General features: G+C 28.7%; 14 protein-coding genes. All 14 read right to left on the bottom strand.

Features of this window, described 5'->3' with window-relative positions; all coding sequences use genetic code 11:
• Positions 1-280: 280 nt before the first annotated feature.
• Entirely contained in the window at positions 281-607 is a 327-nt protein-coding gene (gene hisE / locus Q0F58_RS13060; protein ID WP_294377323.1) for a phosphoribosyl-ATP diphosphatase, read from the bottom strand.
• Positions 608-679: 72 nt separating this feature from the next.
• Positions 680-1009 carry a phosphoribosyl-AMP cyclohydrolase gene (gene hisI, locus Q0F58_RS13055; protein ID WP_294377316.1) on the bottom strand — a complete coding sequence of 110 codons (330 nt, stop codon included), beginning with the start codon at positions 1007-1009 and terminating at the stop codon, positions 680-682.
• 52 nt (positions 1010-1061) lie between these two features.
• Positions 1062-1823, bottom strand: a complete 762-nt coding sequence (gene hisF / locus Q0F58_RS13050; RefSeq protein WP_294377313.1) for an imidazole glycerol phosphate synthase subunit HisF — start codon at positions 1821-1823, stop codon at positions 1062-1064.
• A 42-nt stretch (positions 1824-1865) separates the two neighbouring features.
• Positions 1866-2582: a 1-(5-phosphoribosyl)-5-[(5-phosphoribosylamino)methylideneamino]imidazole-4-carboxamide isomerase gene (gene hisA, locus Q0F58_RS13045; protein WP_294377311.1), complete on the bottom strand. Its 717-nt coding sequence runs from the start codon at positions 2580-2582 to the stop codon at positions 1866-1868.
• Complete coding sequence (gene hisH / locus Q0F58_RS13040) at positions 2579-3199, bottom strand: imidazole glycerol phosphate synthase subunit HisH (RefSeq protein ID WP_294377309.1); 621 nt, start codon at positions 3197-3199, stop codon at positions 2579-2581. Before hisH ends, hisA begins: the two co-directional genes overlap by 4 nt.
• 42 nt (positions 3200-3241) lie before the next feature.
• Positions 3242-3832, bottom strand: coding sequence for an imidazoleglycerol-phosphate dehydratase HisB (gene hisB, locus Q0F58_RS13035; RefSeq protein WP_294377306.1), 591 nt, complete (start codon positions 3830-3832; stop codon positions 3242-3244).
• A 23-nt stretch (positions 3833-3855) separates the two neighbouring features.
• Positions 3856-4893 carry a histidinol-phosphate transaminase gene (locus Q0F58_RS13030; protein WP_294377304.1) on the bottom strand — a complete coding sequence of 346 codons (1038 nt, stop codon included), beginning with the start codon at positions 4891-4893 and terminating at the stop codon, positions 3856-3858.
• Positions 4880-6178: a histidinol dehydrogenase gene (hisD, locus tag Q0F58_RS13025; RefSeq protein WP_294377301.1), complete on the bottom strand. Its 1299-nt coding sequence runs from the start codon at positions 6176-6178 to the stop codon at positions 4880-4882. The genes Q0F58_RS13030 and hisD overlap by 14 nt, the downstream gene beginning before the upstream one ends.
• 178 nt (positions 6179-6356) lie before the next feature.
• Positions 6357-6983, bottom strand: a complete 627-nt coding sequence (hisG, locus tag Q0F58_RS13020; protein WP_294377298.1) for an ATP phosphoribosyltransferase — start codon at positions 6981-6983, stop codon at positions 6357-6359.
• Between the two features lie 45 nt (positions 6984-7028).
• The gene (gene hisZ / locus Q0F58_RS13015; RefSeq protein ID WP_294377296.1) at positions 7029-8162 is read right to left on the bottom strand and encodes an ATP phosphoribosyltransferase regulatory subunit; all 1134 of its coding nucleotides are present in this window, start codon (positions 8160-8162) and stop codon (positions 7029-7031) included.
• A 325-nt stretch (positions 8163-8487) separates the two neighbouring features.
• On the bottom strand, positions 8488-9645 hold the full coding sequence (gene thiI / locus Q0F58_RS13010) for a tRNA uracil 4-sulfurtransferase ThiI (RefSeq protein WP_294377294.1): 1158 nt from the start codon (positions 9643-9645) through the stop codon (positions 8488-8490).
• Positions 9645-10793: a cysteine desulfurase family protein gene (locus tag Q0F58_RS13005; RefSeq protein ID WP_294377291.1), complete on the bottom strand. Its 1149-nt coding sequence runs from the start codon at positions 10791-10793 to the stop codon at positions 9645-9647. The genes thiI and Q0F58_RS13005 overlap by 1 nt, the downstream gene beginning before the upstream one ends.
• A gap of 449 nt (positions 10794-11242) precedes the next feature.
• Positions 11243-12355 (bottom strand): HD-GYP domain-containing protein, encoded by a 1113-nt coding sequence (locus Q0F58_RS13000; protein WP_294377290.1) that lies wholly within the window; start codon positions 12353-12355, stop codon positions 11243-11245.
• A 191-nt stretch (positions 12356-12546) separates the two neighbouring features.
• On the bottom strand, positions 12547-13362 hold the full coding sequence (locus Q0F58_RS12995) for a RelA/SpoT domain-containing protein (RefSeq protein WP_294377289.1): 816 nt from the start codon (positions 13360-13362) through the stop codon (positions 12547-12549).
• Between the last annotated feature and the right edge of the window lie 168 nt (positions 13363-13530).

The raw sequence follows: 13530 nt of genomic DNA, 5'->3' as shown, positions 1-13530 counted from the left end.
ATATTATACCCTTAAGATTTATTTATGTATATCTAAATATATATATTTTTATTTTCTGTTTTTTAATTATCTTCTACATTAAATAATTTTTACCATTTGAATTTTAATATCCCATATATTTCTTAATTTAATCAAAAAAATATAGACAGAAATTAAAATAAAAACACAGTAATATCTCTAATAATTAAATACGTCAGAACTGCTTTAAATCTAAATTCCCGCCTATATTTATAATCCTATTTGTATTTGGTGCATAAAATATAAAACTATTATTTTTTAACTAAACATTTGTTATTGGCTTTCTTTCGCCTTTAAAATTATTTATCTTTTCTCTTCTATGTCCAAGTTCTTCTGCTACTTCATCTACTGATATTCCAAGTTCAGCCATTAATACAAGCATATGATAAGTAAGATCACAAATTTCATTAATCTGCTCCTGTTTGTTATCTTCCTTACAGCTTATTACTACTTCAGTACATTCTTCACCAACTTTTTTCAATATCTTATCTACACCTTTTTCAAATAGATATTTTGTATAAGATCCTTCTTCTCCATTAGTTTTTCTTTCTAAAATCACATTATATAATTCTCTAATATTTTCTTTCATAACACTTTTCCTCCATTTTAAATCGTGTAATAAATATTTTAACTAAAGCTTCATCTTCATAAATAGTTCGTTCTACAATTCTCTATAAAAACAAGTTCTATTTCCAGTGTGACATGCTGCACCTTTTTGATCAACTAATAATAAAATAGTATCATTATCACAATCTATTTTTATTTCCTTAACATATTGGAAATGTCCTGATGTGGCACCTTTATTCCACAATTCATTTCTGCTTCTGCTGTAAAACCAAGTGGTATCTCCTTCTAGCGTTTTTGTAAGACTTTCCTTATTCATATATGCAAGCATTAAAACTTCTTTGGTTTCGAAATCCTGAACAATTGCTGGAACCAAACCATTTCCCTTTTCAAAATCAACTTGTTCAACTCTTTTGCAAATCTCCATAAATGCCTCTTTTCTTTCAGATTAAATAATTTTTACATTTCAATAAATTAGCCTATAGCCTTACTGAAATATCCTTTTTATTGAGATAGTCTTTAACTTCTCCTACTGTTAATTCTCCATAATGGAAAAGTGATGCTGCAAGGGCTGCATCTGCTGTATTGTCTTTAAATACATCATAAAAATCTTCAAGACAGCCACATCCTCCTGATGCTATTACTGGAACATTAGTTATATTACTTACAGCTTTAGTAAGTTCTAAATCAAATCCTTTTTTAGTTCCATCAGCATCCATTGAAGTCAATAATATTTCTCCTGCCCCTAATGAAGTTGCTTCTTCAATCCACTTTAGAAGATCCATTCCTGTATCTATTCTTCCTCCATTAATTACCACATTCCATCCAGTTCCATCAGCTCTTTTTTTAGCATCCGCTGCTAAAACTATACATTGATTTCCAAAATAAAATGCGCCTTCTTTTATTAGGTTTTTATCCCTTACAGCTGCAGAATTAAGACTCACCTTATCTGCTCCTGCTCTAAGTATAGTCCTTATATCTTCAATACTTCTTAGACCTCCTCCTACTGTAAATGGAATAAATATTTTTTCAGCAACTTTTTCAACTACTTTTTCCATTATTCCTCTTTTTTCATGAGTTGCAGTTATATCTAAAAATACCAGTTCATCAGCTCCCTGCTTATTATAATATTCTGCAAGTGCTACTGGATCTCCAACATCTACAAGTCCTTCAAAATTAATTCCCTTAACAACCCTTCCTTCTTTTACATCAAGGCAGGGAATAATTCTCTTTGTATGCATAAAATATGCCCCCTTCCATCATAATGCAGACTGCTATTATGATTAGTTTCTGACTACTTCTATTGCCTCTTTAAGAGATAGTGTCTTTGCATAAATGGCTTTTCCTGTTATGGCACCATAAAGTCCTATCTCATTTAAATCTTTTATATTCTGTATATCTCTTATTCCACCTGATGCTGTAATATCTATATTCACTGTTTTTTTAAGTTTTCTAAGCATTTCAATATTAGGCCCTTCAAGTGTTCCATCTTTTGATATATCAGTTACAATTATGTTCTTAACTCCTAATGATTCCATCTTCCTTGCAAAATCAATATAATCTAAATCACTTCCTTCAAGCCATCCTCTTCCATAGACTTTACCATTTTTACAATCTATTCCAACTGCTATTTTCTCTCCATATGTATTTACTGCTTTTTTCAACAGTTCTTCATCTTCCATTGCTATTGTTCCTAATATAACTCTTGAAACACCATTATCCAAAAGATATTTTATAGTCTCAAAATTTCTTATGCCTCCACCTAATTCAACTGGAATATTTAACATATCAGCTATCTTTATAACAAGTTCGTGATTTTCATTACTGCCGCTTTTAGCTCCATCAAGATCAACAAGATGTATATATTCAGCACCCATATCCTCAACAGATTTTGCAGTTTCAAATATATCATCAGCTACAATTTCTTTTTTCCCATAATCACCTTGATAAAGTCTTACAGGTTTTCCATCAATTATATCGATTGCTGGCAAAATTATCATTTAATCAACTCCCCAAAATTTTTCAGTATATTAAGTCCCACAGATCCACTTTTTTCTGGATGAAATTGTGCTCCAATAATATTTTTATTTCTTACAAGTCCTGGAATCTTATTTTCACCATATTCACTATAAGCAACCAAGTCTTTATCATCATATCCTTGAGCAAAATATGAATGAACATAATAGACATACTGACCTTCATCTATGTCTTTAAATATTTCATCTTCTTTATTGTATTTTAAATTATTCCATCCTATATGTGGTATCTTTATATTCTTGCTTCTATCTTCCTTCATCTTTACAATGCTTCCTTTAAGAAGACCAAGTCCATTTTTCTCCAGACCTTCATATCCCTTTTCAAAAAGCATCTGCATTCCAAGACATATACCAAGAAGATACTTTCCTTTTTGTGTTTCTTCTCTTATGACTTTATCCAAACCAAGGTTTTCAATAGTTTCCATTGCATCAGGAAATGCACCAACCCCTGGAAGTATTAATGCATCTGCCTTCTGTATTTCTTCTGGATCTTTAGAAATCTTATTTTCTATATTGAGATAATTTAATGCATTTCTCACACTTTTCAAATTTCCCATTCCATAATCTATTATAACTATCATCCAAACGCCCCCAAATTCAAATTACAATGAATAGTTACTATTCTAACTATTCAAAGTTCCTTTAGTCGATGGAAGTCCATTTTCTGCATTTATAAATTTAGCTTCTTTCAAAGCTCGTCCAAATGCTTTAAATAATGCTTCAATCTTATGATGATCATTTTCACCATATAAAACTTTTAAGTGCAGTGTTATTCCTGCATTGAAAGCAAAAGCTCTGAAAAATTCTACAACCATTTCAGTTGCCATTTCACCAACTTTTTCTCTTTTTAATTCACAGTCAAAAACTACAAAAGGTCTATTGCTTATATCAAGTGAAACTAATGCTAAAGTTTCATCCATAGGCACATAAAAAGTTCCATATCTATTTATTCCATTTTTATCTCCAATAGCCTGTTTAAATGCCTGCCCTAAAGCTATTCCTATATCTTCAATAGTATGGTGATCACATACTTCCAAGTCTCCATCAGCTATAACTTTTAAATCAGTTTTACTGTGAAATGCAAACAAAGTAAGCATATGATCAAAAAAACCAATACCAGTTTTTATTTCACTATTTCCTTTTCCATCTAAATTAATTTCAAGTTCAATTCTTGTTTCATTAGTTTCCCTTTTTATAGCTGCACATCTATCCATTTTATATAAATCCTTTCTTAAAGTTAGTATACAAAAATTTCTTTTATAGCTTCTGCCACTTTCCTATTTTCTCTTGGCGATCCGATTGTTATCCTAAAACTGTCATTTTCAAAATTCCTTATAAAGATCTTATGTCCTTCAAGTCCTTTCATTAATGCTTCTTTATGTGGTGTTTTTCCATAAATGAAATTGCCTTTTGATTGAAAGAAAGATATTTTCATAGCTGCATTATCTTCAATCTGCTTAAGCTCTCTATATAAATTTTCACGTTCTTTTACAATTATTTTTGAATTTCCAATTACATTTTCAGGATATTTCAGTGCTATTTCTGCAATTTTCTGAGAATACGAACTTATTGTATACGGAACTTTATATTTTTTCATTTCTTCAATATTTTTTCTGCTGCTTATGAGAAATCCTATTCTTAACGCAGCCAAGCCCCATGCTTTTGACAATGTTCTTGTGACAAATAAGTTGCTATATTTATCTATATAAGGAATCATTGAATCTCCATTGAATTCATAGTATGCTTCATCCACAACAACTGGAATATCATCGAATGAATCTAATATTTTTTTTATGTCTTTTAATTCAATATTTATTCCTGTAGGGTTGTTAGGATTAGAAAATATAATCATACCTGCATTATTTTCTTTTCCTAACTTTATAAACTCTTCTACATCAAAACTCATTGTAGTCCCAATATCATATTTTATTAATTCACCTTTGAATCTTTTAGTGAAAAAATCATACATTACAAAATCGGGTCCAAAAGTAATAATTTTACTTTTAGAATCTACATTTTTTCCAATGATTAATTCAATCGCTTCATCTGAACCATTACCAACCATGATATTTTCAGGACTTGTATTACAATATCTACCATAAAGTTCTTTTATCTTTTCCATATCATTAGAAGGATATCTACATAACTCAATACTATTTAAAATAGACTTAATTCTCATTTCAAACTTATCATCTATATTCATAAAGATTTCATTAGCATCCAGTTTAATTTTAAATTCATCATTAGAATCAATATACATACTATTTAAGCTCATCTTTTAATCTCACCTTAATAGAATTAGCATGTGCTGTCAAGCCTTCCTTGTCAGCCATAGTAATTATCTTCTCTCCATTTTCCATAATTGCTTCTTTTGAATAATAGATGAATGATGATTTTTTTATAAAACTATCTACTGATAATGCTGAGAAAAATCTTGCAGTACCACTTGTAGGAAGTACATGATTTGTGCCTCCAAAATAATCTCCTATAGGTTCTGGACAATATCTTCCTAAAAATACTGAACCAGCATTTCTTACTAATCCTAAATACTGCATTGGTTCATCTGTCATAATTTCTAAGTGTTCAGGCGCAATATAATTTGATATATCAATACATTCTTCAATAGAACTGCATATTATTGCTTTTCCAAAATTATTTAATGATGACCTTATTATTTCTTCTCTTTCCAATGTTTTAGCCTGCTTGTCTAATTCGACTTCAACTTTTTCATATAAATCTTTTGAAGTTGTTACCAATATAGCAGATGCAAGTTTATCATGTTCTGCCTGAGACATTAAATCTGCTGCTACATAAACAGGATTACTCTTTTCATCAGCAATAACAAGAATTTCACTAGGACCAGCAATCATATCTATATCAACTTCACCAAATACTAATTTCTTAGCTGTTGCTACAAATATATTTCCAGGTCCTACAATTTTATCTACCTTAGGAATGCTTTCTGTTCCATAAGCGAGTGCACCTACAGCTTGAGCTCCTCCTACTTTATAAATTTTATCTATTCCTGCAACTTTAGCAGCAACTCCTATATATGGATTTATTCCTCCATTTTTATCTGGAGGAGTAACCATTACAATTTCATCTACTCCTGCAACTTTGGCTGGAATTACATTCATCAAAACTGATGATGGATATGCAGCAGTTCCGCCTGGCACATATACACCTACTTTTTCAAGAGGTAACACTCTCTGGCCTAAATAAACACCTTTATCCTTAGTCATTAAGAATCCATTTGCTTTTTGTTTCTCATGATAAGCTTCAATATTAACTTTAGCTTCCTTTAATGCTTGTAAAAATTTATCTTCTACTTTTTCAAAACATTCATCAAGCTCTTTTTCCGATACTTCTAATGATGTAAGTTCAACTTTATCAAAATTCTTTGTAAATTCAAATAAAGCTTTGTCTCCTTCACTTTTAACCTTTGATAAAATATTTTTTACACTTGTAACAACTTCATTATTTGTTTCTTCACTTCTGTCTTTTAGTTCTTTAATTAATTTCTGCTTATTACTTTCAGTTACTTCCAACAAATTTAACATTTTATATTAGCCCCCTTAATAAATTAACAATATACAATTGCTGTTATTCATTTATGAACACATACATTACAATAAAAATACAATCTTTTTTCATTACTCCATAATTAATGTGCATATTTTTTAATAAAATTTCAAAATATCTTACTTATTATTATCAACATTTCATATTCTTTGTCAATTATTTAATACTTTTCTTAATTCTTTCTATGAATTCTCCAATTTCTTTTTGTTTCATTTTAAAACTTGCTTTATTGACTATAAGTCTGGCACTGATATCACATATTCTATCTAAAACAACAAGTCCATTTTCTTTTAATGTTGTACCTGTTTCCATAATATCTACAATACCATCACATAACCCCAATATTGGTGCAAGTTCAACTGACCCTTCAATTTTTATCACTTCTACATCCATGTTTTTCTTTTTAAAATATTCTTTCGCCACTTTAGGATATTTACTTCCAATCTTTATATGTCCAACTTTTTTGAAAATATCATTTTCAGGAAGTGATGCAACTATAAATCCACATTTTCCAAATTCCAAATCAAGAACTTCATAACATTTATGTTCACTTTCTAAGATAGTATCTTTTCCAACCACTCCAATATCAGCAACTCCATGTTCAACATAAGTTATTGAATCTGCTGCTTTAACTAAAAAATATTTTATATCCTCAGTTTTATCTTTAAATACAAGTTTTCTTCCTTTATTTTTCAATTCAGATGGATCATAACCAGCTTTTTCTAAAAGTTTTACAGCTTCTTCTTCTAATCTTCCTTTTGTTAATGCGATGCTTATGCTCATGCCATTTCCCCCTGTTTACTAAATTTAATATATTAATTAGAACTATTATTCAACAATTCTTATTTCTTCTGCGTTTTCATCTGGAATTAATTCAGCAACTTTTCCTTGTTTTCTGATTTCTTCACTTTTCTTTATCGCTTCTATTCTATTTTTTGAAGAATAATATACTTTACATCTCTGCTTTCTGTTCTTCATCTTTTCACTTATCTTTACATTTTCAATTACTGAGTTTATATCCAATGAAAAACCTATTGCTGGAATATAATTCTCTCCACTTGTAATAAGCTTATCATATCTTCCACCTCTAAGAAGTGTATTTCCAACACCTTCTCCATATCCTCTAAATATTATTCCAGTATAATAATTAAGTCTTGGAACCATTCCTAAATCAAATGTAACCTTATCTCCATAACCTAATTCTTCAAGTTGAGAATATAACTCTTCAAGATATTCTAAATTTGATTTTAATTCATCATTAAATGCAAGAACTTTTGCCTCTTCTAATATTCCCCTATCACCAAAAAGCCATGGAAGTTTATTGAAAAAGTCTTTATATTCTTGCTTTATATCAAGTGACTCTAAATAATCTTCAAGATTTTTTAAATTTTTATCTTCTATATATTGAGCAATTGTTTCTTTGCTTTCTTCACTTATATCAAGTGTTTTAAATACACCTTCAAAAAATCCAATGTTACCTATTTCTAATTTAAAATCATTTAATCCTAATTTATCTAAAGCTTCTAATGCAAGCACTAGAATTTCCAAATCTGATTTTTTATCTTCAAGTCCTATAAGTTCAACACCGCAGTCAGTGTATTCATTCCTTTTTCCACCAAGACTTGCATGTACTCTAAAAACATTTGCATTATATCTTAATTTTATTGGAAGAGGTTCATCTTTAAATTTTGTTTCAACTACTCTTGCTATTGGAATTGTCATATCTGGTCTAAGAACAAGTATACGTCCTCTATTATCAAAGAATTTATACATATCTTCTTCTTTTAATGTTTGCGAATTATAATTAAAAGTTTCATAAAATTCCACTGTTGGTGTTATAATTTCTTTATAGCCCCATTTACAGAAAATATCATCTATGTCTCTTTCAATAGATCTTTTTACAACACATTCATCTAATATTAAATCTCTAGTTCCTTCCGGAAGAATATTTTTTTTGTTCATAATGTACCCCCAGTTTATTACTTAATCGTTCTACCATTGCATCGTTTTATCAATTTAGCGTGCTAAATCATTTAAGCTAATCTTACATTATTTTTAACACTTTGTCAATAAAATCCTTATAAGTATATTATATTCTTATATGTATATTCCAATCAGTAATATATAATTAACAATTGATACTAGACAATAAATAAAAAAGATAGACTGCTGCTAAAGTCTGAATATAACAGACTCCAATTATGACACAGCAATTCTATCTAAAATTATGGTTTAAATATATCTTTGATTATATATGTTCAATTAAAAATTTACATATTGATCATGGTTAATAAGTAACTATTTCAATGTTATTCATAGCATTTTCAATAAGCTCTTCTATATTTAATTTTTCTTCCTGTTTTCTTATAGGTTCAAGTTTTGGATTTGTTTTTGGATGTTTTGGGACAAAAATTGTACAGCAGTCTTCATAAGGAAGAATTGATGTTTCATATGTTCCTATTTTTCTTGCAATATCCATTATGTCCGTCTTATCAGTTGCAATAAGAGGTCTGAATGCTGGTCTGTCAGCACAGTCATCACTTACTATAAGTCCATCCATTGTCTGACTTGCAACCTGACCTATACTTTCTCCTGTACATACCGAATCTATATTATACTTTTCAGCAAGTCTGCACGCAATACGCATCATAAATCTTCTCATTATTATTGTAAGCTCATCTTCTCTGCATTTATCTATTATTTCCATTTGAATATCCGTAAATGGAACAATATATAAATTTATTTTTTCTGTATATTGAGATAATATCTTTGCCAGTTCCTTAACCTTATCTTTTGCTCTTTCAGAAGTGTATGGATGACTATGATAATACACACAGCTTAATTCAACACCTCTCTTTGCCATAAGATATCCTGCAACTGGAGAATCAATTCCTCCTGAAAGCATAAGCATTGTACTTCCATTCATTCCATAAGGGAGTCCTGCAACACCTTTTGTAACATCTGCATTTGACCATACATATGCAAAATTATTTCTTATTTCTACATTTATTATTATTTCAGGATTCTTAACATCTACAGCAAGTCTGTCTTCCATATTATCAAGAATATATCCTCCAAGATGTCTTGAAACTTCCATGGAATTCATTTCAAATTTCTTATTCGCTCTGTTTGTAACAATCTTAAAAGTTTTGCCTTCTGCTTCTTGTGCTTTACTTAAAACAACTTCTTCTATACATTTTATATCTATTGGAACTTCTTTAACTCTGCACACTTCCAATATTCCAAACACTTTGCTTATTTTTTTTATGCTTTCTTCAATTTCATCAGTATTTATAAAATATCTTCCACTGTCATGAATGAATTCTACTTTAATACCTTCTAATTTCTTTCCTATATTATCTCTAAGTTTTTTTTCAAACTTTCCTCTGTTAAGCCCTTTCAAAAATATTTCAGGTGCGTATTTTACTAAAATAAGATCTTTCATTATTTTTTTATCCTCCTTAAAAACTTAAGTCCTTTTTTTAAAGTTTCTATAACATAATCAACTTCTTCTAACTCATTGTCATCACTAAAAGAAAATCTTACTCCTCCGCCTATTTCATCCTTAGTAAGTCCTAATGCTTTAAGCACATAGCTTCCACCAATTCTTTCTCTTTCTTTGGAAGAGCATGCTGAACCTGTAGATACATAAATTCCATTTTCCTCTAGAAAATGCAAAAGCACTTCTCCTCTAACACCTTTAAAAGAAACATTTAATATATAAGGTGAAAATCCTTCATTATCACAACTATTTATTCTTATATCATCTATCTCTTTAAGTCTTTCAATAAATCTGCTCTTTATCGCTGAAACTTTGTTATAATTTTCTTTCAAATTGTTGTTTGCTATTTCAGCTGCTACTGCCATTCCCATTATTCCTGCAACATTCTGGGTACCAGCCCTTAATCCAGATTCCTGTGCTCCTCCTTCTATTAAAGGAGCAACATTATTAGGTTTTCTTACATATATAAAACCGCATCCTTTTGGTCCATGAAATTTATGAGCACTCACAGTTATAAAATCTGCTCTTGTTTTTTCCAAATCTATTGGTAGTTTTCCATAGCTTTGAACTGCATCCACGTGAAATTTTGCTCTTAAGCTTTTTTCTTTAATTATCTTGCTTATTTTCTCTATATCCTGAATAACACCAATTTCATTATTAACATGCATTATTGATACTAATACTGTATCCTTTGTTATTGAATTTTTTAGATCTTCCAAATCTATTTTTCCTTGCGAATCTATTTTTAATACTGTAACCATAACACCATTTTTTTCAAGATTCTTTATTGTATTTAATATTGATGCGTGTTCAAATGGAGTTGTAATGATATGATTGCCTTTTTTAAGAACTCCTTTTAAAACAAAATTGTTTCCTTCACTGCCTCCTCCATTAAAATATATCTCATTTTCACTACAATTCAATGTTTCTGCTATAATCTTTCTGCATTCTCTAAGCTTTCTTTCACTTTTCAACCCAATATTATGGAGCGCTGATGGATTTCCATAAAACTCCTTCAATCCATAACAAACTTCATCTATTACTTCGTCATATGTTTTAGTTGTTGAACTATTATCAAAATACACTTCCATTAAAAATTTCTCCTATCTTAAAATATGGAATTTCATATATGAGGATTTTCCATATTAATATACACATCAAAAACAAATCAACATATAGTGATATTATGTACTATATTGTTTTGAATTACATAAAATTATAATCACGAAATATCCACCTATTTGAATACTATATCTCATTAGATAAAATACATATATTCCAATTGATAATTTACAATTAATTATGAAATCTTCCCATGATTTTTTATATGTATGTAGTTTAACTATATGTCTTTTTCTACATTATCACAATTACTAGTATATAAATTAAACATTTTCTATTAAAGTATATATTATAATTGTAGTTTTCTTATAAGTTTACTCCATTTTACATTTCTTATTATAACAAAAAAAACCTTTATGTATAGTCTTTTATACGAAAAAAATAAAAGCCTATACTTTAAAAGCTTTTATTTTTTCAATCATACACAATTTTCATTTTTATTCATTGTAACAAGATAATTATAATCAATATCTGATATAACTATATTTATAGAATCAGGATCATTTTGAAGATCTATTATTTTTTCCTTACTATTTGAATTAATAATCTTTATAACAGGCCTCAAAGGATTTTCTCTATTTCCTTTTATAACTATTCCATGCCTTTTATCACTGAGCCTTACACATGCTCCTATAGGATATGGTTCAATTCTTTTTAAAAATGCTTTTACAATATCATAATCGAAACTGCTTCCTACCCCAGCCATAATATATTCTACTGCTTCTGAAGGTTTTACCGGCTCTCTATATGCACGCTTTCCTGTAAGTGCATCATATACATCAGCAACAGATATTATTTTCCCAAATAAAGGTATATCATTTCCTTTTAGCTTATTCGGATATCCTGTCCCATTAACTTTTTCATGATGACTCACAATCCCTTCATATATATCCTGACTTATGCTTTCATTTTCCATAACATAATCTCCTCCAAATTGAGGATGAAATTTTATTATTTCATATTCTTCCTCAGTGAGTTTAGAAGGCTTATTAATTATTTCTATAGGAATCTTAAGTTTTCCTATATCATGAAGAAGTGCAGAAACACCTAATCTACATAAACTTTTTTTATCTAAATACAAGGCTGTACCAATAGCTATAGAAATAACAGCTACACTTAACGAATGCATATATGTATTCATATCATATGTCTGTAAATCAGATATACTTACTGATATTTCCTCATTTTTATATATATTATCGACCAGTTTATTAGATATGCTCTCTATCTGTTTTATCGTAGCTTCATTTAAAATTGCCTGTGTATTTTCACATAAATCGAAAATCTGATTTAATATACATACTGATTCTCTTCTTAATTTTTCATCTAATACTGGATTTTTTCTTCCATCTTCAATATAAACTCCAGATATATCAAACCTTTCCAATCTATCAATATTATCTTGCGTTAAAATTGTACCTTTTCTTAGTAAAAATGCTCCTGTTATTTTTTTATCGGACTTATCAGATAAAGATATATTATCAGCAACTTTCATGCCTTTTTTTAATCTATAAAACGGTACAAATATCACAATTCATGACCTCCAAATTTTTTATTATGTTTATTTTAGATAATAATAAAATCAATATAAGTTTATGAAATAAATATAAATTTGCTTTCGTATTTCCTTGAAAATATTATAACTCTTAAATATTCATTTTTAAAGTATTCAGATAAAAAGACTTAAAATATGCTGCTATTTTCCTATATTTAAGCATTTTATTAATTATTCTTTAATTTGCTTATTTCTTTTTCCAGCTGTTTTATTTTATCCTCTAATTTAATAACTTCTTCTTTATGTTTTACCCCAATTTCTACCCATTCGCGATTCAGATTATTTATCAATGAAGCCATCTCATCTGCGCTTCCAACTATTCGGTTAAATAAAAGCAGATTAGATTGAAGTAATTCAGGTATTTCATTATGAGAATATCTCAATCTATGATCTATTTCTCCATATCCTTCTTCAAATATTGTCCTTACCTGTATTTCTGCAATAACTTTCTGATTTGTAGGATAAAATTCCACAAGATAATGTACAGATCTATACCCTGATGCTCTAGATCTTACTTCTATATTTAATTCTTCAAAATCCTTAGTATTATCTCCTTCACGTATATTAGCAGTTATTTCTATTACTTTCCATGTATTTATTATTATTTCATGTATATCCCTCCATTGCTCCTTAAATATATGAATTACTCTTATTCCTATCAAATCATTTATTTCATTTTTATAATTTGTAACATCAAATTTAAAATCATCACCATATTTATTTTTTCTATCTTCAGTTTTTCTTATTATTTTTTCAATAAGCCTTTCTGGATCTTTAATCCTTGATTTAACTGAATGAATCATCTTCTGCTCTCTCAATATATTAGCTATAAATACAGCCTGGTTTTCATATGAATTTTTATATTTTATGTAATCCTCATAAATATCTTTTAAATCCTGAAAATCTATCTTATGTTTTATTATTAGTTCTTTTGCATCAGGATATTTATTAAAAAAACTATTCTCTTCTAATATTTTTTTCATTTAATCCTCCATATATTCTGCTTATAAATGCTGCAATTTTTAATGAATTTAAATTTTTTCAAAATCCTAAATCTTATCCTAAAATTTATAGTTGAGGATTTTTCATATTAGCATAAATACAAAGTCCAACTCAACATATAGTATATCTTAAATAAATATAGGTACTAT

Source organism: uncultured Clostridium sp. (genome assembly GCF_934754915.1).
GTDB lineage: Bacteria > Bacillota > Clostridia > Clostridiales > Clostridiaceae > Clostridium.
Note: the sequence above shows the minus strand (reverse complement) of the source record. Positions and strands in the feature narration are given on the sequence as shown.